The organism is Marinomonas communis (assembly GCF_004363305.1).
GTDB classification, from domain to species: Bacteria; Pseudomonadota; Gammaproteobacteria; order Pseudomonadales; family Marinomonadaceae; genus Marinomonas; species Marinomonas communis.
Window position 1 is genome coordinate 90360 of record NZ_SNZA01000002.1, and the last position, 19944, is coordinate 110303.

Sequence of the window (19944 nt, forward strand, 5' to 3'; positions counted from 1 at the left end):
TATTGGCAACCCTCGCCTAACTATGACCTGACTCTTGTTGAGCCGTGAAACGAAACTGCTTAGGAGACAAGTTATAATGCTGCTTAAAGACACGTGAAAAATGAAATGCCGATGAAAAGCCGGATTGCTCCGCCACTTGGGCAATCGGAAGACTAGTACGCCGCAATAATAATGCAGCGTGATGGGTCCGCAGCTGCCACAGATAGCGGCTTGGCGTCAGCCCTAAATGTTGTCGAAACAGGACAATTAAATGATTCACAGTGACATGGCTGTGCTCAGCCACATCCACAAGCCCCATACTATTGCTCAGATTGGCCTTCATATAATCACATGCTGAACGAATAGCCCTTGAAGGAGGAGCTAGGTGCTGCTCATTAACACTCATGGATGCAGGCAAGGCCATGAAATAACGAAGCAACGATAACCCTAAAGCCTGCAATGTCGGCTGAACCGATAACTCCAGAGTTCGAGTGAGCGATAAACCAAGGGCCATAAAGCGCTCCATATCATTATTACATTGCACCACCGTAGGCCCCTGTTTGAGCCATGCGTTCAAGTGTTCTGGCCTAGTTTCGAAATCAAACTGACACCATGAATGCTGACTCTCTTCGGTATCGCTAAAGCGGTGATACTCTTGTTGCCCAGGCAATAAGAGACACATATCACCTGGCTTCAAAGCAATTAGCTGGCCTTCTATATCAAATGTCACAGCACCACTAATCAGGTGAAATAATTGAATACCTCGCTGGATACGAGGTCCATGTGTGCCGCCTGCTGGATAGTGCACTTGGCCAAAGTACACCTCTTTGATTTCCTCAATCAGTATTTCAGACAAATTTTCCTGCATTCCAGATATGTACCCTTTTTCACAGCAACTTTACCTTATACACATAACAAGAAGCCCTAAACCAGCAACTTAATATACGAGCAATACGACAATAAAAATAACGAGGTAACCTTCATGAACGCAATAAGAATTGGCTTAATTGGCACTGGCTATATGGGAAAAGCCCATGCTATAGCCTTTCAGACCGCTGCTGCCGTTTTCCCTCTTAGCCGTCAGATTATCTGTGAGATGGTCGCAGACATCACCCCTGAACAGGCTGAGTCTCAAGCGAAGCTGCTGGGATTTCATCGATCAACAGGAGACTGGCATGACATTATCAACGATCCTGATATCGATGTTGTAGACATTTGTGCTCCTAACCACTTACATAAAGAAATGGCACTGGCGGCGATTGCCGCAGGAAAACATGTTTATTCAGAAAAGCCATTGGCGCTCAACGCTCAAGATGCCATGGAGATGACTCTTGCTGCGGAACAAGCGGGCATTAAAACGCTAGTAGGTTTCAACTATACAAAAAACCCAACCATTCAATTGGCTAAAGAAATCATTGAGCGTGGCGAGATTGGAGAAGTGGTCCACTTTCGCGGTACCTTCAATGAAGACTACCTCGCTGATGCCAATACCCCGTTTTCATGGCGCTTAAAGCGTCAGTTTTCGGGTTCAGGGACGCTTGGTGACATGGGATCTCATATTATTAATATGGCGCACTATCTGGTTGCTCCCATTACGCAGGTTTGCGCCGATCTACAAACGGTACATAACACGCGACCGATTGCGGATAAAACTGGTGAAGTGGGCATGGTAGAAAACGACGATCAGGTACACATGATGATTCGCTTTGCCAATGGTGCAATCGGCACTTTAGAGTCCTCGCGCATCGCATGGGGACGTAAAAATGGTTTATGGCTGGAAGTAACCGGCACCAAAGGCACCTTGGTTTACGACCAAGAACGCCTCTCTGAGCTGCAACTGTATACCGCCACAGATGCCTCGAACAGACAGGGATTTCGTCGTATTCTAACAGGGCCAGAGCACCCAGATTACCGCCACTTTTGTGTTTCGGCAGGCCATGGGCTTGGCTATAACGACATGAAAGCCGTCGAGATAAGAGATTTAGTGGAAGGGATTGCTCAAGATGCACCTCTTTGGCCTGATTTTCGTGCAGCCTGTGCTGTCAATGCGGTTTGCGATGCAGTAGAGCTTTCTCACAAAGAAAGTCGCTGGGTGTCGATCAACAACGACTAATAAACATAATGGCGTGCGAACGAGCACAGAGCACCCGTCGCACGCACTTATGCAGCGCTCCCCAAGTAACCTGGCAAGCGCCACATTTCTTTAGCTTAGCGGATTCGGAAACGTTTCGCACCCACCTTTCAACCGCTTCTATTACAAAAAGTCTACACTCCTATGCTTTGTCGATGATAGCCTTATCAAGCAATGCAAAGACTATGCTCTATAATGAAACAAACGGTTTGCTGGATGCCTCTATGACTGCGTCGACGCCAAAGGACTTTTCACAAATCGCAAAGGACAGCACAAAGAAACAGATTCGCCAGGAAATGTCTATTTGGCATTTTCTGTTTGAAAACTCTCGCGAAGCCATCGTATTGATTAATATGAAGGGGGAGGTTGTAGACGCCAACCAAGCGTTCGTTGAGTTGCTTGGCTATACACGGGAGCAAACATATCAACTTGGTGTCTGGGACTGGGATGCGGATCTTGATAAGGAAACCATTCTTGGGCTGCTTTCCAGCATCGATGCTGACGGCGTTACCTTTGAAACGCGACACATCCGCAAAGATCGAAACATCATTCATGTTGAAATCAGCAGTAACGCCACGTTTTATCAAAATGAACGGTTGCTGCTATGCATTTGCCGAGACACCACTGAGCAAAAGCTGAAAGATGAAAAGATGCAAGAGCTAATCTCGACAGATCCATTAACAGGCTTGCTCAACAAACGTGAATTTACTTACCGTCTTAACAAAGCTATTCAACATGCACAAAACGCGTCAGAGCAGCTTTCTTTAATACTCATGGACATTGATCGCTTCAAATCCATAAATGACGAACACGGTCACCTAGTAGGCGATAGAGTACTTGAAGATGTTGCCCAGTTGATGAAAGAGACTGTTGATGAGCCCGCCAGTATTGCCAGATGGGGCGGTGAGGAATTCATCATCCTTTTACCCAACACCGCGCCAGATACCGCACAAAGCACAGCCGAGAATCTTCGCACCGAACTCGAAAGCCGCTCCGCGGGTGGCCTGAACAATATTACAGCAAGTTTTGGCGTTACCTCTTCTCAGCTTAACGATGACTTACACGGTGTCTTTAATCGAGCAGATGAAGCAATGTACGAAGCCAAAGGCAATGGGCGCAATTGCGTGCGCGTCATCACATCTTGATCGCTAAACGGTTACACAACCAAATCCACATGCTGCAGACTATCGATCGAGCCATCATCTTTGATATAAAGACCAGTTTCTCGAATGATGCCTGTACGCTCACCCTGGTCGTTGAAAAGGCTGAATGGGGAACTGGTTCGCTCTAGTACAAAGGCACGAATGCCCGCATCACTTAAACTTAACAAGCTTTCATTTCCTTGTTCATCTCGCTGCACTAGAACTAACTCTTGCCAGATATCGTCAAGACTATCGATCAGGCCATCTTGATTGCTGTCGTATTGAGCAAGGTCAGCAAAGCCACTGCCTGATTGGGGGCCAAATAACTCAGAGCCATCATCGATGCTACCATTGCCATTTTTATCAATGGCTAAAAACGCCGAGTCCCCGCTGGCAAATGCAACCTGCTCCTCTACTCCGTCGCCATCAAGGTCAAAGCTAACGCGCTGATTGGTTAACTGTGCGGCGTTACCATTTAAATTCACGACCAATGGATCCACATTACGGCCTGTGAATGAAATCTCACCATAGAACTCTTCGTAGCGAGAACGAGACATATCCAGGCTAAAGTCGACATTCAATGATCGGCCATCATTGAGCTCAAGCCGCCCTTGTATACCTACATAGCTGGACTCTTGTTCCGTTATCTGATGATACTCTCGCATGGCCATGGCGGTTTGACGCACTTGCCCTTGTTTCGAACCACTGTTGGCTGAAGGCTCACTTTGGCCGCCTCCAGCCCCCTCAAGTTCTGAGGCATCATATAGGGATATTTTCACACCAAACATCCGCTCAAGGATCGAAATCATGCTCTGAAAGCGCTTTTCGACACGCGAAATACTCTCTTGTGCATCGTCTAGACCAAGTTCTTCGGTTCGCGCCTGAAAGCTCACCTCCTGCTGTGCAATGATGCGCTGGCCTGCTTGAGCTTTTAACTCCAGTGCTGCATCGCCTGTAGACGCAGCAGCTTGTGTCACACTGACCGCTTGCCGCGTTACGACCTCCTCTCTTTGATACTCATATCGAGATTGAAAAGACAAATTGCTCGTTGCCATCATCGTCACTCCGTGAAACCATGCAAAGAGAAGCTATCGGCACACAACACTGTTTAATTAATAACCAGCACTTATATCTAATAAAACTGGCAGGATGCTAAATCTGTGCTTAGTGAAACGTCTTATTCATAACTGTTCGATGAAACCATGCAAAATACACTAAGCCTTCGCGCCTACACCAAACGCACGGATACCCATATCCACTCTTATCATCAATTGGTACTGCCTACACAAGGCGCCATTGTGATCGAGATTCCCAACTTTCGTGGCAGCGTTTCGGTCGGAGAATGCGTGGTCATTAAAAAGGGACAAGAGCACCATTTTAAAGCTGACGAAGCCGCACGTTTTATCGTTGCTGATATGAATAGCCTGCCAGATCACCTTACTCAGAGTGAGCAACAGGTCTTTGATATCAGCGCGCCACTGCAAAGTTTTTTGCTGTTTGTTGAAAAGCAACTCGTACACCAAGTGCACCCTGATATCGAGCAAACGCTATTTCAATTGTTCGAGCAGTTACTGGCACAGCAGACGCTCGGGCATCAAATTGATCCAAGAATTCGTCGTGCGCAAACCTACATTATTGAGCATTTAGCACACTCGCTGGATATCACCATCCTGTCGCAACAGGCCCACCTAAGCGCCACCCAATTCAAGACACTTTTTAAGCGAGATATAGGGCAAAGCCCAATGCACTACATCACGAGTTTAAGGATGGAAAAAGCCAAAGCCCTACTGACTCACTCCGATTTACCTGTCCAGCAAGTCGCTGAACAAGTAGGCTACAATGACTTATCCGCTTTTAGTCGTCGCTTTCGTCAACATTTTGGACTATCCCCAAGCCAGCTGTCTGGACGCCATTAACTCCATCTTAACGGTCTACAAGAGCGTCTTTTTAGCACAACACTTAGTGTCTTTTTCTCATATGATAACTCTCATAAAGACACAGAGAGCAGAACCATGCATACAGCTTCCATTAACAACGTTAATCACCAAACTGGTCATCTTGCCATATTGCTGGCCTCTTTTTTGTGGGGCACGACCGGTACGGTTGCTAGCCTAGCTCCTGACGTTAGCCCATTGGCCATCGGAGCTTTTGCCATGGGCGTTGGCGGCCTATTACAAGCATTGGTAGCACTTAAAAACTTGCAGCGAGATGCCAAGCAGTTATGGCAGTTGAAAGCCTATGTTGTTGGCGGAGCACTCGGCATTGCCGTTTACCCGCTGACCTTTTACAGCGCCATGCATTTAGCAGGGGTTGCGATTGGCACCGTTGTCACCATCGGCAGTGCGCCTTTTGCCACAGCCTTATTGGAATGGCTAATCAGCAAAAAGAACCCTTTTAATAAAACTTGGTTAATCAGCTTAAGTTTTGGCTTGCTCGGCACTTTGCTGCTGGCGTTTTCCGAGGCAGCCCCAACTCAAGCTGCTCACAGTCAATGGGATACCGTTATCGGCATCATTCTTGGGTTGGTCGCTGGTGGCTCCTATGCCTTATACGCATGGATCGGTAAGCATATGATTGAGCAAGGCGTTCATTCTAAAGCCTCAATGAGCAGCATGTTTGTCGTGAGCGCTTGTATTCTATTACCGTCATTAGCCCTAACAGGAGAGCATTTATTTGCCTCGATAAATAACATCAGTGTGGCACTTTATATGGCAGCGGTGCCGATGTTTCTAGGCTATGTGTTGTTTGGATTCGGCTTGAAGACAACCCATGCCAGCACAGCAACCGTACTCACCTTGTTTGAGCCTGTGGTAGCAGCAATCTTTGCGGTCACCATCGTCGGGGAACATTTAGGATTCTCCGGGTGGTTGGGCATGGCTCTAATCGGTGCCTGTCTGGTACTACAAAGCTATACCGCTAAACCCTCCAGCGCGATTCCGGAAAAACCTTAGCAGCTTGTTAGTGCTGACGGCCTCGGGCTTGTGCTGGAGAATGCCCCATCATTTTACGATATGCTCGGGAAAACGCTGAGGTACTAGAAAAACCAAATTGATGTGCCAGCACAGATACCGGCAAAGATGACTGACGCAATAGCGTTTGCGCCTGCTGCAGCTTGCGCTGCAATATGTACTTTTGTGGACTTAAGCCAAGTTGCGCCTGACAGACTGTATAGAAATGGCTTTCGCTCATATTAAAGTGATGGGCGAGCCATTCATTGCTCCATTGTCGTTCTGGGGCTTGATCAATCAGGCGGCGAAACTCTGATGAGTTAAAGCGCTGATGTTGAACCGATTGCCATAATCGATCTTGTTCTAACATGGCATCCGCCACCTGCAATACAACCATGGGTAACATCTGCGCATTGATGCGCTGTTGCATGAACGGCGAAGCATTGGCTAATTGCCCTGCTGCAAATTCAAGGCAAGGTAAAGACGTCAATGGCAACGTAGAAAATAAGTGTTGCTGACGAAACAGGTCTGCCACGGATACGCCCGTGCTGTCTTGAATATATCGTACCGTCGGATCATCCGCGGACAAATCCACCACCAATAACTCACAGTCTTGGGAATCACCTGAGAAGAGGTGCGGTAATTGGTCAGGTGCCAACGCAAAACGGCCACGGGACAAGGCCCCCGTTTCGTGGGGTAACTCGCAAGTCATCTTTCCTTGCCAGCCAATCAGGATTTGAGCGAAATCATGCACATGCTCACCGTGCTGCGTTGCAATCAGCTCACGCCGGATTCCACTTTGATGATTTTGCATATTCTCCTCCCCAACCGTCTACGTTTTATAACAAGTCTCCTAGCAAATGCATAGCTTTGGTCAACAGCGGCAGAGTTTCGGAACACTCTAGCGCAACCTTAAAGACTAGCATTGACTGCAACATAACGATGAATTTACCAAGGAGCACACCATGTACTTAACCGCAGAACAATTAACCCAAAGCTTGGATTGGTCTGGTCTAATCAAGGCATTGCAGACGATTTTCACCACAGCGGTTCATTCCCCCGTACGCCACCATCATTTCATTGATGTACCTAACACCCAGCAAGCCACCCTACTATTGATGCCAGCGTGGATCGAAGGCAAGTATCTTGGCGTAAAACAGGTCTCGGTATTTCCCGGTAACAATGAGAAAGGCAAGCCAGGACTAACAAGCTTGTACACCCTTAGCTCTGGTGAAACAGGCGAAACCTTGGCGCAAATGGACGGTAATATTATCACCGCACGTCGCACTGCAGCAGCCTCAGCCTTAGCATCACTGTATTTATCGCGTCCAGACAGCGACAGTTTGCTGATGATTGGTGCTGGGCGTATGGGGCGCTACTTGGTCCCTGCGCACATGAACGTTAGGCCGATAAAAGCTATCTGGATATGGGATCGAAACCTCGCCGCAGCGGAGCAATTCGCACAAGATCTTCGTGATCAAGGCCATAATGCCCACGCGGTGACAGAACAGGAACTCGCAAGCACCGCCGCTCAAGCGGCCATTATTAGCTGTGCGACCTTAGCCAAAGATCCTGTTCTAAAAGGAGAATGGTTGCGCCCGGGGTGTCACATCGATCTAGTCGGTAGCTTTACACCAACAATGCGAGAAGCCGATAACGCCGTGCTGCAACAAGCTAATGTATTTGTCGACACGAGAGCCGGAGCATTAGCCGAAACTGGAGACTTAATCATACCGATTAACGAAGGCGCTTTTCGAGCAGATGAGATTGTCGCGGAATTGACTGAACTGTGTTCGACACAACATAAGGGCCGCCAAGCATTGGCAAATGCCGAGGACGCGATTACTGTATTCAAATCGGTAGGCGACTCTCGTGAAGACCTAGCCGCTGCCATTATGGCGTTTGAAGCGACCCGTTAATCTGTGCCAAAGGAGTTGTTATGAGTGCCTCACTATCTGCCACACCGTTTTCCTTATCTCAGTCACAGGGCAAGCCTACCTATGCCGTCGTCGGTGCGGGAGTGGTGGGACTATGCGTGGCGTTGGAAGCGCAACGCCAAGGCTACCAAGTCACCTTATTAGATGGTAATGAACCAGGGCGTGCTGCCTCTTTTGGTAATGCTGGCTACCTAGCCACCGAAGTCATTGAACCTCTAGCAACTCCTGCGACGGTGCGAAATGCGCCCAAGCTTTGGCTCAACCCAGATGGCCCTGTGTGTATTCCATTTAAGTATTTGGTCAAAGCCTTACCTTGGTATGCAAAGTTCCTTAAGGCATCTAGCGTTCAGCAAGCCGCTCTTGGCACACAAGCCATCAGCGCTTTAAATCAGTGCTCCCAGCCCGCATGGCAACGAACCTTAGCCGACATCGGCCATGCACACTTGCTGATCAAGGCAGGGAACCTTGTGGTCTGGGAAGACGATCGTCAGAAGGTGGCAGCCCATCAACTAGCTAGCAAATTGCAGCAACACAATGTGCCTTGTGAAGTGGTGGAAGGGCAGCGCTTAGCAGAGCTTGAACCTGAACTCTCCATGCAACTAAGCCATGCGGTGTACATTCCAGAGATCTATCGTTTATCCGACCCGTACGAAGTGTGCCAAGCCCTACTTCAGGCGTTTAAAGAGCGTGGCGGTCATTTCATTAACGAGAAGGTGATGTCTCTGCAAGCCGCCACACAGCATATTGAGGTTCATATCCCAGGACACCACCATAAATTTGATCATGTTAGTTTGTGTGCTGGGGCGTGGACACAAACCCTACTTGAGCAAGTCGGTATTAACGTGCCATTGGAAGCGGAACGGGGCTATCACCTCACCTACCCTAAAGACCAAGCACGTATTCGACATACTATTTTGTCAGCAGATCGGCGCTTTGTGATGTCACCTCTCAACAGCGGCCTGCGGGTAGTCGGTATGAGCGAGATCGGTGGCACTGAACTGCCTCCGATCGAAAAGCGTTTTAGTGTATTACGAAAGCATACCAAAGCCCTGTTGCCGAAGCTGTTCACTCCTGAGGAAGCACAAGCATCAGAATGGATGGGACATCGCCCCACATTGCCTGACTCTTTGCCGATCATCGATCAGCACCCTCGATTCCCATGTTTAAGCTTCGCCTTCGGACATCAGCACTTAGGTGTTACTCAAGCAGCCATCACTGCAGAGCTGTTATTACAAAAAGTGGCGAAGCGCCCAACTAGCGTAGCACTTCGTCCTTATCGGGTTGACCGGTTTTAGCCGCCACTTTGGGGGCTGTGTCGCAAGGCACGTAATGCAGAAATACACCTAGTGCGAGCAACAAAAACGCGGCACTGCCGACTATGGCCACAGGGTAATATAAGTTACCCGCCATGTCGGCTTGGCTGTATTTGATCACCATAATCAGTCCCTCAAGGGAAAGAGCCACACACACGGTACTGATAAATCGGGGCAAAGTACGACGCAGCATAATGATTACATCATGCTCATTTTTGTTGCCGTATTCTTTGTTAATCACCATCGCCAATTCGAAGACAGCGATGGCAATAATATTCGAGTTAATCACTTGAATAAGGGTCTGGGTTAACTCTTGGCCAGACTGATGTTGCGACACCGCAGTCATCAAACTGCTACCACAGACCATGGCCGCTAAAATGAAAAACAACAACGATAACGCCTTGGCGAAGATTTTTTGAATGGTTGCACTCATGCACCGATCCTTTGATTACTGAATGTCTTTACAAACTAATCAACGTCAGCAAACTTCGCCAGAGCGTTCCCTTGAATGCCTGAATCCTTCCTCAGAGACAAAACTGATTTGGCTTTCTTTACAAAGCCATAACGATTGCGCAAGCCTTGAATTGCAAGAATCGTCTGTGAGATAACAAACACCGCTACTTCATACAAAAAGGACATCACATGAAATTAGGTTTTATTGGTACGGGAGTCATTTCTGAAGCCTGCATTCGTGGCTTATTTGCCAGCGAACTGACGATTGAGCAGGTCTGCGTTAGCCGTCGCAGTCATGCACTTTCCGCAAAACTCGCCGTCGACTTTTCTAACGTTCAGGTGTTGGACGACAACCAAATGATCATCGACCAATCCGATGTCATTGTGCTCGCGGTACGCCCACAAATTGCTGAAGAAGTACTAGCTGGACTTCAGATTCCTTTAAATAAGGTAGTGATCAGCCTAATTGCGACACTCACTCACACAACCTTGCAGCAATGGTTTGGTCAAGACGTGAATCTATGCCGAGCAATTCCTCTTCCCTTTGTCGCTCAGCGCCTTGGCGTCACGGCTATTTATCCAAGACAGCAAACCGCAGAGACATTATTCAACGCCATAGGGACAGTCATTACTGCAGAAACCGAAGACGAGTTTGATCGTTACGCGGTTGCCAGCGCCACTATGGGCATTTATTTCGAATCATTAGCAACCTTGTCGGAATGGATGACCAATGAAGGCACTCCACAAGAAAGCGCGCAACGGTATTTTGCTGCGCTGTTTAAAGGTCTAAACCACACCGCTCTTAACCACACAGAGCAGCCTTTTGCCGATCAAGTGCCAGAGCATTGCACGCCTGGTGGTTTAAATGAGCAAGCCGTAAACATCTTCACCCAGCAAGGAGGCAAAGACGCCTTGATTGCGGCACTCGACAGTTTGAAAGCTCGTTTACAAGGCGCGAAATAAAAGTACGGCGATAAGGAACCTATTGCTTGGTTTTGGTTCCAAAAAGATTATTCACTTTTTTGTAATAGTGTATTCGTGAATACCGTATTTATTCACGAATTAATATCTTTTAACGTAGCGCCATTCAAGTATGGAGCCCCTTATGCCAGACATCGTGATTCAAAAGCCCGTTATCGCCAGCCGTCTCATTCTACTGTTTCACGGTGTTGGCTCTCGTCCTGAAAGTTTAATGACTCTAGGGAGATGGCTAGCAGACTCATTGGATCGTGCCATGGTGGTATCAGTGGCCGCCCCTCATCCATTTGACTTAGGAGAAGGGCTGCAGTGGTTTTCAATCAAAGACATAAATGAAGAGAACCGCCTAGATCGAATCAAAGTCGAAATGCCACACTTTGCAGACAAGATTCGTTTTTGGCAAAACACCGCCAAAGTCGAAGTGAATGACACCGCCATTATTGGCTTCTCACAAGGGGCCATCATGTCATTGTCGTCCACACAACTGATAGAGACACCGCTAGCCAAACACGTCGTGTCCTTATCAGGACGATTTGCCAAAGCACCACAGCACAACCCAGCTCCAAGCAACGTCCACTTTCTGCATGGCAATGCCGATAAAGTCATGCCCGTCCAACACGCAATTCAAGGTCATGACTGGCTTGAAGCACTAGGCGCCAGCACTACATTGGATACCTTTGACGGATTAGCGCACAGCATCAACCACGAAGAGTCTGTGCGCTTGTTGGAGATATTGCGCAGTTAAACCGGCTCGCCCGCTTCATCTTCTTCAACGACATCGGTTTCAGTCAGTGCATCCGCTAACCACTCTTGCATCGCGGGGTGGTTAAGCATCGCTTGATGATAGTCTTTAGCGACACCTTCTAACTCAATGCCGTAGGTGACAAAGCGGAAAGCAACCGGTGCAAAAAACGCGTCGGCCAAGCTGAACTCACCGAACAAATACGGCCCTTGGTCTTGATGCTGCGATCTCAGCTTTTCCCATAGGTGGCTGATGTTTTCGAGATCTTGCTGTGCCCGTTGGGACAATTCGATTTTGCGCTTCGCTCGACAATTCATCGGCATTTCATTACGCAGTGCGCTGTAACCACTGTGCATTTCAGCAACCACTGAACGAGCTAAGGCGCGCTTTTTCGGTTCAGCAGGCCAGCCTTTTCCTGATAAATAGGTCTCATTGACGTACTCAGCAATCGCCAAAGAATCCCATACACTCAAATCACCATCGACCAATACCGGCACCTTCTGCACAGGACTATACAAAGATAAGGTGTTGTAAAAGTCTTCTGTAAAAAGCGACAGCTTGATTTCCTCAAATGGGACGTCGAACGCTTTCAGCGCCAGCCAACCGCGTAGGGACCATGAAGAATAGTTTTTGTTGGCAATGATCAGTTTCATGTGGGCAATTCCTTAGCAAGTGGTATGAAGAGATTTGATTGTGCGCCCTTGCTATTCATTTGACTAACGAATAGTTTTAATGAATCACTTTCGTTTTTCTAATGAATGGATAACCCATGGATATTGATGCGTTACGCAGTTTTGTCGCCTTTGTCGATACTGGCAGCTTCACACGCGCCGCCATGCAAACCTATCGTTCGCAAAGTGCGATCAGTATGCAAATGAAAAAGCTCGAAGAGGAGACGGGGCAAGCGTTATTTTCCAAAAGCGGCCGCAACGTTGCTCTAACAGAGCGGGGCCAAGAGCTGGTGAGTTATGCGCGACGCATCTTATCACTTCACGATGAAGCTATTAGCCACTTCAAACACTCTGTGCAGCATCGTCCATTAATTGTTGGCTGTCCTGATGATTATGCAGAGTCTGTGCTGCCTGACGTGGTGGCGCTGATTCGCGATAAACTTCCGCAGCAAACTATAAAAGTGGTCTGCGACTGCAGCACACAGCTACGTTTGATGATGGACCAAGGCAAAGTCGACGTCGCCATTTTAACGCGTGCACCCGATGCCGAAGAAGGCTATTTGTTAAAGCATGACAAAGGCGTCTGGGTGCATGGTGGCCAAGACATGAATGTGACACCACTACCACTGGTGTTGTATGAACCTGATTGTAAATTTCACAGTGCCGCCATCGATGGCATGGAGAAACAAGCTCGCGCTTACACCTTAATGGCCAGCTCCTCCAGCGCAACCGCGATCAAGAGCATTTTAAAACGCGGCATTGGAATTAGCGCCATGGCAATCTCAAGTGTCTCTGCTGGTTTAACAATTCTCCAAGATCACACATTGCCCCCCTTACCTGCGGTGGATATTGTCTTGTCAGTAGCACCGGTTCCACACCCTGCTTTTGGCGCTCATCTGGCGGCCATTATCAGTACGGCATTTCAGCAAGAAGATATAGCTCCTAAGACTCCAGAGAAGGTTTTAGCGCCGCTTTAACAAAGCGCCAAAACACATTGGCTTCGTGACTCAGTGTTTGGTTGCGTAGACGAATCATAAATAGGGGAAATTGGCTGTGGGAACTAAAGTTCTCGACATCCATACGCACCAGACGCCCTTCTTCTAAAGAATCTTTGATCATATAGTTGGGCATACGTGCCCAACCCATTCCTGCTTGAACTAAGGTCTTTTTCGCTTGGAAATCGTTCACATGCCAGCGCTTCCCAGTTGGCAGAATAAAACGGTGCTCTTGATCTTCCGCCGTTCGACTGACTAAGATCTGGGGTAGAGAGTAGAGCGCTTGTTGCTTCACCTTCTGGGCACCTGCTTGAAGCTCGGGCAGTAATTCAGGGTGAACAACACAGGTCATTTCCAACTTTCCCACTTCAACAAAGACATGGCGGTCATCGAGGCCATAGCTTGGCCCAATAGCAATGTCAGATTTGTCTTTAATAAGATGTTCTTGCACGCCGTTTAAGTGGTCGGTGGTCAGCTCAAGGGCGATATTAGGGTGCGTCTCTTCGAAGTCCTTTAATATCCGTACAATGGGCTCGGTCAAACTCATTTGACTAATGCAAAGTCTGAGTGGCTGTTGCTCTTCCCCTTGGGCGAGGTGATGTCCTAGATGCTCAAGTTGATTTACCTGCAACAACAGCTTCTTACTTTGTTTGAAAAAGGCGTTACCTTGAGCCGTCAGAGTTGGGCGATAGCTGTCACGATCCAACAGCACAATACCATACTGTTCTTCCAACGCTTTGACAGCGGCACTGACACTGGGCTGCGTCTTATGAATGGCCTCCGCCGCAGCACGAAAGCTACCACTTTCTACTACAGCGATAAACGCTCTTAGCTGATCCAATTTCATGATTGGCTTTTCCTTTCATGATAATCAAAAAATGAAATTATTTTTATTTCATTATTGACGCTATTCTATAGCCAATCAAGTAACACTTTCGAATCAACAAGGGGGACCATTGTGACAACCGCATTAGTGGTGATGTTTATCGCTGGTTTAATCACCGGCTTCTCTAAATTCTCTGTCGGTGGCATGGGGCTGCTGGTACTGCCAATCGTCATGATTGCCTTTCCTGGACCTGAGTCACTTGGGGTGCTGTTACCGCTTTATATCATTACCGACGTCATGGCCGTTTACAGTTATCGCAAACATATTTCTTGGCCTGTTCTGGCGCGCTTCTTACCTTTAGGTTTCTTGGGGGTGTTTGTCGGAGCGCAACTGTTATCTGGTATCAATGCCGACCAGTTCGTCGCTTTGCTGGGTGGCATCATCATTGCCATGATTGCACTGGGCTTATATCTGGATGCACGTCCGGCAACCTTTATGCAAAAGCCGATTACCGCCTACTCTATGGGCTTTGCTGGCGGTTTAGTCAGTATGATTGCCAATGCCGCAGGACCGCTGTTCAGCTTATTTTTGCTCGAACAAAAACTCAGTAAAGACAGCTACGTCAGCACCCGAGCTTGGGGATTCTTCATTATCAACCTCGTGAAACTGCCCATGTATTTAAGCCTTGGCTTACTAACACAAGAAAGTCTCACCATCAGTGCCTACGCTATACCAGGGTTACTCGTTGGTGCGGTTATCGGCTACCACTTCTTGAAGCACGTTAAGCCCGTTCACTTTAAATGGTTGATTCGAATTATGTCGACCATCGCAGCGATGAAGCTGATGTTGTTTTCATAAAAGAAGGCCAGCATTGACTGGCCTTCTTTTATGCGGTGGGAGCGATAACTTCTGGACGTTTACGAAGTTTGCGTAGCGAGTCCAACATAAGAATAAGTAAAGCACTCCAAATTAAACCAAAGGTTATCAGCTTATCGCTGGTGAAGGTTTCACCGTAAACAAAAACCGCCAGTAAAAAGATGCCGCTTGGAGCAATATATTGAAAGAAGCCAAGCGTCACTAAGCTAACGCGGTTCGCCGCGGCGGCAAATAACATAAGTGGTACCATGGTGATCGGACCTGCTGCAAATAAGAGGATATTTAAGCCCATTTCGTTGTTAAACATATTGCTCTGGGGGTCGGTCGACCACAACAGCTGCAGTGCCGCAAACGGCAGCATAAGTCCCGTCTCCAATGCCATGCCAGTAAAGCTATCAACTGCCAGTTTCTTACGGACCAAGCCATAAAAACCAAAGCTGAAAGCGAGTACTAAAGTAATCCAAGGTAGGCGGCCAAATTGTACGATTTCAAAGACAACGGCTACCACACACAAAGCGGCAGCCAGCTTGCGCGGGCGATCAAGTTTGTCTTGAAAAAAGACCATGCCAATAATGATACTGACCAAAGGATTGATGTAATAACCAAGACTTGCACTGAGCATTTGATCACTGTTCACGGCATAAATGAACGTTCCCCAGTTAGCGGCGATCAATGCCGTTGAGACAAACAGTGCCAGTAGCTTTTTGGGAGAACGTAGCACATTGACCAAAACACTCAATTTGCCCATTGCCGCAATCAGCAATACAACAATCACGCATGACCAAATAACGCGATGTGCCAAAATATCTAGCGCCCCAATGTCAGATACGGCTTTGAAGTAAATCGGCGCGATCGCCCACCATACGTATGCTGTAAGCCCGTAGAAAATACCCGTTTTTGTCGACTGATCCATAATGCATTCTTCTTATAGTATGTCTGGGCTCCACCACCCAGAGGACCATTGACTATAATCGCTTCCAGTCGACAAAAACGTTACCCAAATCATCTTGCACGAAGTTTACACAAACGGTCAAACAGAGTGAGATTCGAAGATTTGCTGATAAGCCTCAGACGTGGCTTGATAAACTTGCAACAGCGCGGTGATATCTTGCCCATAATCACGATTCGCCCCCTCGCTCGACAGTACTTCAATAGTTCGTAAGGATTGAGCCACCGCTTGAGCACCAACGGCGTCAGCATCCCCTGCTAGGCGATGAGCAATTTCCGCCAACTCATAATGATCCTTCTCAACGTTCATTTTTTGAAGTTCATCTATGCCTTGATCCAGAGCGCGCTCGAAGGACTGCACGAGATGACTTAAGCGCTGCTTGCCCAGTGCCGTGAAGTGGGAACGTATCAGTGCCATATCCAACAACTCATCCGTGGTATTTGAAACAGGCAAAGTCATGCTCTCTGTCGTTTGTGCTCGCATCACCTGATGCAAGACATCACGACTGAAAGGCTTAGGGATCACGGCCCAAATACCAGCATCATGGCACTTTTTGACGTTACTTGGCTGGACATTGGCGGTTAATGCCACCATAGGAGTATGCACATTTAAACCTGCATCAGCACGAATCCTTGCTGCCACCTCTAAGCCACTCATACCTGGCAGATGGATATCCAAGAGCATTAAATCAAAGGGCTCCTTTGCCGCCCAAGTAAGGGCCTCAGGGCCATCTTTCGCCAGCGTCACAGTGTGGCCATCTTGCTTGAGTAATTCCATGGTGACGGCTTGGTTAATCGGCGTATCTTCAACCAACAGTATCTTCATAGGTGCTAGAGGGGCCTCGTCACTGGATAGCCTGTGATCTGGCATCACCGGCAGCGCATCAATGGCAGCCAGCGGTACGTAAAACCAAAAGGCACTACCATGACCAACACGGCTTTCCACACCAATTTCACCCTCTAACAAACGCACCAATTGCGCCGTAATAGCCAGCCCTAACCCTGTACCGCCAAAGCGCCTTGTGATGCTGTCATCCGCCTGACTAAACCGCTCGAAAATATGCACCAAGTAGTCTTCAGGGATACCGATACCAGTATCCTCAACTTCAAACAATACCCCTGCGGCATGCTCAGGGTCTTCATTAGCAGGCTGCACGTTGATAGTGACCTGTCCCCCTTCGGTAAACTTGATCGCATTGGACACTAGATTCGACAGAATCTGACGTACCGCGCCCGCACCACCTTGGTAGAACTCGTCCAGTTCGTCACTAATGTGAATGTTTATCTGGGTTCCCTGCCGCTCTGCTTGAGCTGAAAACAGCAAGCAAGTGGAGTTGACTAACTCACCGATAGAAAATGGCAAGATTTCGGGGCTATACATGCCCTCTTCTAAGCGAGCGTAATCTAATAGGCCGTTGAGTATCTCCAACAGCGCTTCACCAGACTGATAAATGGCCGCCAACTTTTCTTGGCTATCCTGTGGCTGTGGGGCTCGTTGCAGTAATTCCACCATGCCCAAAATACCATTCAGTGGCGTTTTAATTTCATGACTCATGGTGGCCAAAAACTGACTTTTGGCCACATTGGCTTCTTCTGCTGCTTCCTTCGCATGTTGTAGACGCTGGGTCCGACGCTGTACTTGCTCTTGCAGCTGATCTCGGTGGAAACGTAACTCTGCCTCGATGCGATCTTTCTGTTTGATATCCGCCAAAATCGCCTCGCGCATATCATTCATTGCACTGACCACCGCATCGATTTCGTCGTCCTGCTCAAGTTTTGTCTTGTGAGGCAGCACTAATTTGAGCTTGAGGTTCCCCGCGCCAATCGAGCGGGTATAACTGGACATGTATTCCAAGTGACGAGTCACCATAAAATGCACGATTAATAGCAAAACCAGTCCATTAATCAGCACTAGAATACTTTGGAACATGGCAATTTCGATTGCTGAACGCAGCAGGCGTGATTGAATCGCAGCCATGTCGTGATAAACCGTTAACTCACCTAATAAGCGATCAGTTTGCTGCCCTTGACGATCAATATAATAAATCGCAAATGTCGTACCATAGTCAGAGGACGCTTGCGCTGGAGGGTGCCCCACAACAATGTCGTCTTGCCAATCTTCAGAGTGCAAGGTCACCGCACTGACATTGGAGAAGTTCATAATGCCTTTAAGCTGCAACAGCAGTTGCTCGCTGTCTAGGTCCCACAATCCTTTGCGAATCCCTTCAATATGAGAAGACGTGATGTAATCCGTTTGCTGCTGCATGGCCGCACGTTCTCGACGGTATTCGTTGTAAACCTGAATGCTGGTGGAAATCAGCGCCAGCAATAAGCTAAGAGACAAGAGTTTGATAAAGATGCGATAAGCGAGTGGGCGATTCTGCTTGTAGCGCACTAGGCGAGAAAACAAGGATAAACGAGGCGAGTTATTCATCTAAGGAGCGCCCTTTTGTTGACGTTGTTCCGACTCTAAATACAGTGCCTGCTGCCTTTGCAGGAGACTATTAATCAGCGCAGGGGATTTAAGCAGCTGCCGTAAGCGCTCATTAAGCTCTGGTAGCCAGTCATGCAATGGAGATCGATTGGACACCCCAACGTACCAGTAATCACTCACATCCGTTGCGGTATAGCCGATCTTGCCTTGTAGCCCTAAAGAGGCAATTTGCAATTGGCCCGACAGTTTCCCCATCGGCACAGCATCCAGTCGATTATCCGCCAGCTTTAGTAAGTTCTGATCTTGGGTTGAAACTTGCTCTAGCTCTGGGTAACGACGCAGCGCTTCATCCGGCCCATCGCCAAAACTATCCCCCATCAGCACTCCCACTCGTAACCCAGATAAATCTTCCCAAGAGAAGAATGGTACGGGAGCATCAACGGGATAATACAAATATATGGATTCGGTAACGATAGGCGTTTCAAGAAAGCTCATATATGCTTGACGCGCTTCCGTTCGAAAACCTGAGATGATATCGACATTACCGAGTTCAACTTCTTTTAAACAGCGACGCCAGTTACTGTTCTGTAGGTCATCCACTTTGACACCTAAGGGCTGTAGTAACGCTCTGATTACCGCAGCATTCACCCCCTGAACACGATCATCTGGGGAAATCCATGACACAGGAGGATACGCAGGGTTACCGCAAAGACGCACCGACAAGCCTTGCAAGTCGGGACGAGTGGACGGCCTCACATCTGCTGCTAGGACATTCACCGTGACCGACATGAGCAGCCCAACAGCCGTGAATGCTGCTAAAGAAAGCCTCCGACTCATGGCATATCAGTCTGAGGCGAAGGGCTCAGCAAATACCCCACTCCATGGACGGTAATAATCAATGCGGGACATAGCGCATCTTCCGCCAGCTTACGACGTATCCGTCCAATCAGCACATCAATCGTACGGTCCGTCGCATTCCATGTGCGGTTTTTGATTCGATCCATCAATTGATCGCGAGTTAGCGCCACCCCTTCGTTTTCCAGTAGAGCACTCAGCAGTTGGAATTCCCCTTCCGTTAACTGGCTGATGCTTTTATCCGACTTAATTAGTACACGGCGCGCCGTATCTAGCTGCCAAGTCCCTACCGTACGAAGCACCGGCTCCTCCACAGGCTTGTGGAGGCTGCGCTGCAAGCGAACACGTCGGATTAAGTTTTTGCCACGAGCAAGGATTTCTCTGGGATTGAAGGGCTTACTAACGTATTCATCAGCGCCACATTCTAGGCCAATAATACGATCTATTTCGTCTTGCTTACCGGTCACTAAGATAATGCCAACCTCTGAGCGAGAACGCAGTTCGCGGGTCAGCGTTAAACCATCCTTACCAGGTAAACGAATGTCTAGTAATACGAGGTCAAATTCATGCTCGCTGAGCAGCGTCTCTGCCGCTTCGGCAGTCTCTGCCGTAGACACAGAATAGCCTTCCTCGGCGAAATAACTTTGTAGCATTTCTCGGGTCACGCTCGAGTCGTCAACCACGAGAATTTTAATGTCGGACATTAACATAGAATA

20 protein-coding genes are annotated in these 19944 nt (G+C 48.2%); 10 read left to right on the forward strand and 10 right to left on the reverse strand.

Annotated elements, in window-relative coordinates:
• Nucleotides 1–16: 16 nt before the first annotated feature.
• Nucleotides 17–847 carry an AraC family transcriptional regulator gene (locus C8D85_RS06830; protein ID WP_133560995.1) on the reverse strand — a complete coding sequence of 277 codons (831 nt, stop codon included), beginning with the start codon at nt 845–847 and terminating at the stop codon, nt 17–19.
• 114 nt (nt 848–961) lie between these two features.
• Between C8D85_RS06830 and C8D85_RS06835 the strand changes: the two genes are divergently transcribed.
• Together C8D85_RS06835 and C8D85_RS06840 are read left to right on the forward strand one after the other, a co-directional pair.
• The gene (locus C8D85_RS06835) at nt 962–2092 is read left to right on the forward strand and encodes a Gfo/Idh/MocA family protein (RefSeq protein WP_133560997.1); all 1131 of its coding nucleotides are present in this window, start codon (nt 962–964) and stop codon (nt 2090–2092) included.
• 242 nt (nt 2093–2334) lie between these two features.
• Nucleotides 2335–3255: a sensor domain-containing diguanylate cyclase gene (locus tag C8D85_RS06840; protein WP_162847554.1), complete on the forward strand. Its 921-nt coding sequence runs from the start codon at nt 2335–2337 to the stop codon at nt 3253–3255.
• An 11-nt stretch (nt 3256–3266) separates the two neighbouring features.
• On the opposite strand, the gene C8D85_RS06845 is transcribed toward C8D85_RS06840, so the two are convergent.
• Nucleotides 3267–4310 carry a hypothetical protein gene (locus tag C8D85_RS06845; protein WP_133561002.1) on the reverse strand — a complete coding sequence of 348 codons (1044 nt, stop codon included), beginning with the start codon at nt 4308–4310 and terminating at the stop codon, nt 3267–3269.
• Between the two features lie 144 nt (nt 4311–4454).
• Between C8D85_RS06845 and C8D85_RS06850 the strand changes: the two genes are divergently transcribed.
• Together C8D85_RS06850 and C8D85_RS06855 are read left to right on the forward strand one after the other, a co-directional pair.
• Entirely contained in the window at nt 4455–5168 is a 714-nt protein-coding gene (locus C8D85_RS06850) for a helix-turn-helix domain-containing protein (RefSeq protein WP_133561004.1), read from the forward strand.
• Nucleotides 5169–5264: 96 nt separating this feature from the next.
• Nucleotides 5265–6203 (forward strand): DMT family transporter, encoded by a 939-nt coding sequence (locus C8D85_RS06855; RefSeq protein WP_133561006.1) that lies wholly within the window; start codon nt 5265–5267, stop codon nt 6201–6203.
• Between the two features lie 7 nt (nt 6204–6210).
• Here C8D85_RS06855 and C8D85_RS06860 read toward each other — a convergent pair whose 3' ends face one another.
• Nucleotides 6211–7014 carry an AraC family transcriptional regulator gene (locus C8D85_RS06860; protein WP_133561008.1) on the reverse strand — a complete coding sequence of 268 codons (804 nt, stop codon included), beginning with the start codon at nt 7012–7014 and terminating at the stop codon, nt 6211–6213.
• Nucleotides 7015–7165: 151 nt separating this feature from the next.
• Between C8D85_RS06860 and lhpI the strand changes: the two genes are divergently transcribed.
• The gene (lhpI, locus tag C8D85_RS06865) at nt 7166–8119 is read left to right on the forward strand and encodes a bifunctional Delta(1)-pyrroline-2-carboxylate/Delta(1)-piperideine-2-carboxylate reductase (protein ID WP_133561010.1); all 954 of its coding nucleotides are present in this window, start codon (nt 7166–7168) and stop codon (nt 8117–8119) included.
• A 20-nt stretch (nt 8120–8139) separates the two neighbouring features.
• Nucleotides 8140–9432 carry an NAD(P)/FAD-dependent oxidoreductase gene (locus C8D85_RS06870; protein WP_133561013.1) on the forward strand — a complete coding sequence of 431 codons (1293 nt, stop codon included), beginning with the start codon at nt 8140–8142 and terminating at the stop codon, nt 9430–9432.
• Here the strand turns inward: C8D85_RS06870 and C8D85_RS06875 are convergent.
• Nucleotides 9392–9883 (reverse strand): hypothetical protein, encoded by a 492-nt coding sequence (locus C8D85_RS06875; protein ID WP_211342150.1) that lies wholly within the window; start codon nt 9881–9883, stop codon nt 9392–9394. The two genes, C8D85_RS06870 and C8D85_RS06875, sit on opposite strands and share 41 nt — an antisense overlap.
• A 209-nt stretch (nt 9884–10092) precedes the next feature.
• On the opposite strand from C8D85_RS06875, the gene C8D85_RS06880 reads away from it, so the two are divergent.
• Nucleotides 10093–10866 carry a pyrroline-5-carboxylate reductase gene (locus C8D85_RS06880; protein ID WP_133561015.1) on the forward strand — a complete coding sequence of 258 codons (774 nt, stop codon included), beginning with the start codon at nt 10093–10095 and terminating at the stop codon, nt 10864–10866.
• Nucleotides 10867–11008: 142 nt separating this feature from the next.
• A complete protein-coding gene (gene ypfH, locus C8D85_RS06885; RefSeq protein WP_162847555.1) occupies nt 11009–11626 on the forward strand; it encodes an esterase in 618 nt (205 codons plus the stop codon).
• On the opposite strand, the gene C8D85_RS06890 is transcribed toward ypfH, so the two are convergent.
• Nucleotides 11623–12276, reverse strand: a complete 654-nt coding sequence (locus C8D85_RS06890) for a glutathione S-transferase family protein (RefSeq protein WP_133561019.1) — start codon at nt 12274–12276, stop codon at nt 11623–11625. The genes ypfH and C8D85_RS06890 overlap by 4 nt on opposite strands.
• Nucleotides 12277–12392: 116 nt before the next feature.
• Here C8D85_RS06890 and C8D85_RS06895 point away from each other — a divergent pair, with 116 nt between their 5' ends.
• Entirely contained in the window at nt 12393–13271 is an 879-nt protein-coding gene (locus tag C8D85_RS06895) for a LysR family transcriptional regulator (RefSeq protein ID WP_133561021.1), read from the forward strand.
• Here C8D85_RS06895 and C8D85_RS06900 read toward each other — a convergent pair.
• Nucleotides 13237–14136, reverse strand: coding sequence for a LysR family transcriptional regulator (locus C8D85_RS06900; protein WP_133561023.1), 900 nt, complete (start codon nt 14134–14136; stop codon nt 13237–13239). The genes C8D85_RS06895 and C8D85_RS06900 overlap by 35 nt on opposite strands.
• 111 nt (nt 14137–14247) lie before the next feature.
• Between C8D85_RS06900 and C8D85_RS06905 the strand changes: the two genes are divergently transcribed.
• A complete protein-coding gene (locus C8D85_RS06905) occupies nt 14248–14973 on the forward strand; it encodes a sulfite exporter TauE/SafE family protein (protein ID WP_133561026.1) in 726 nt (241 codons plus the stop codon).
• 28 nt (nt 14974–15001) lie between these two features.
• Here the strand turns inward: C8D85_RS06905 and rarD are convergent, their stop codons facing one another.
• From rarD to C8D85_RS06925, 4 genes are all read right to left on the reverse strand, one after another.
• Nucleotides 15002–15904 carry an EamA family transporter RarD gene (rarD, locus tag C8D85_RS06910; RefSeq protein ID WP_133561028.1) on the reverse strand — a complete coding sequence of 301 codons (903 nt, stop codon included), beginning with the start codon at nt 15902–15904 and terminating at the stop codon, nt 15002–15004.
• A 117-nt stretch (nt 15905–16021) separates the two neighbouring features.
• Nucleotides 16022–18373 (reverse strand): ATP-binding protein, encoded by a 2352-nt coding sequence (locus C8D85_RS06915; protein WP_133561030.1) that lies wholly within the window; start codon nt 18371–18373, stop codon nt 16022–16024.
• Nucleotides 18374–19210, reverse strand: a complete 837-nt coding sequence (locus C8D85_RS06920; protein WP_133561032.1) for a substrate-binding periplasmic protein — start codon at nt 19208–19210, stop codon at nt 18374–18376. It lies immediately after the preceding gene.
• On the reverse strand, nt 19207–19938 hold the full coding sequence (locus C8D85_RS06925) for a response regulator (RefSeq protein ID WP_133561034.1): 732 nt from the start codon (nt 19936–19938) through the stop codon (nt 19207–19209). Before C8D85_RS06925 ends, C8D85_RS06920 begins: the two co-directional genes overlap by 4 nt.
• Between the last annotated feature and the right edge of the window lie 6 nt (nt 19939–19944).

Coding starts and splice junctions, on each gene's coding strand:
- C8D85_RS06925 (WP_133561034.1), bottom strand. CDS start 19,938: ATGTTAATGTCCGACATTAAAATTCTCGTGGTTGACGACTCGAGCGTG.
- C8D85_RS06880 (WP_133561015.1), top strand. CDS start 10,093: ATGAAATTAGGTTTTATTGGTACGGGAGTCATTTCTGAAGCCTGCATT.
- rarD (WP_133561028.1), bottom strand. CDS start 15,904: ATGGATCAGTCGACAAAAACGGGTATTTTCTACGGGCTTACAGCATAC.
- C8D85_RS06835 (WP_133560997.1), top strand. CDS start 962: ATGAACGCAATAAGAATTGGCTTAATTGGCACTGGCTATATGGGAAAA.
- lhpI (WP_133561010.1), top strand. CDS start 7,166: ATGTACTTAACCGCAGAACAATTAACCCAAAGCTTGGATTGGTCTGGT.
- C8D85_RS06895 (WP_133561021.1), top strand. CDS start 12,393: ATGGATATTGATGCGTTACGCAGTTTTGTCGCCTTTGTCGATACTGGC.
- C8D85_RS06860 (WP_133561008.1), bottom strand. CDS start 7,014: ATGCAAAATCATCAAAGTGGAATCCGGCGTGAGCTGATTGCAACGCAG.
- C8D85_RS06845 (WP_133561002.1), bottom strand. CDS start 4,310: ATGATGGCAACGAGCAATTTGTCTTTTCAATCTCGATATGAGTATCAA.
- C8D85_RS06830 (WP_133560995.1), bottom strand. CDS start 847: ATGCAGGAAAATTTGTCTGAAATACTGATTGAGGAAATCAAAGAGGTG.
- C8D85_RS06875 (WP_211342150.1), bottom strand. CDS start 9,883: ATGAGTGCAACCATTCAAAAAATCTTCGCCAAGGCGTTATCGTTGTTG.
- C8D85_RS06840 (WP_162847554.1), top strand. CDS start 2,335: ATGACTGCGTCGACGCCAAAGGACTTTTCACAAATCGCAAAGGACAGC.
- C8D85_RS06920 (WP_133561032.1), bottom strand. CDS start 19,210: ATGAGTCGGAGGCTTTCTTTAGCAGCATTCACGGCTGTTGGGCTGCTC.
- C8D85_RS06870 (WP_133561013.1), top strand. CDS start 8,140: ATGAGTGCCTCACTATCTGCCACACCGTTTTCCTTATCTCAGTCACAG.
- C8D85_RS06900 (WP_133561023.1), bottom strand. CDS start 14,136: ATGAAATTGGATCAGCTAAGAGCGTTTATCGCTGTAGTAGAAAGTGGT.
- C8D85_RS06855 (WP_133561006.1), top strand. CDS start 5,265: ATGCATACAGCTTCCATTAACAACGTTAATCACCAAACTGGTCATCTT.
- C8D85_RS06890 (WP_133561019.1), bottom strand. CDS start 12,276: ATGAAACTGATCATTGCCAACAAAAACTATTCTTCATGGTCCCTACGC.
- C8D85_RS06915 (WP_133561030.1), bottom strand. CDS start 18,373: ATGAATAACTCGCCTCGTTTATCCTTGTTTTCTCGCCTAGTGCGCTAC.
- C8D85_RS06850 (WP_133561004.1), top strand. CDS start 4,455: ATGCAAAATACACTAAGCCTTCGCGCCTACACCAAACGCACGGATACC.
- ypfH (WP_162847555.1), top strand. CDS start 11,009: ATGCCAGACATCGTGATTCAAAAGCCCGTTATCGCCAGCCGTCTCATT.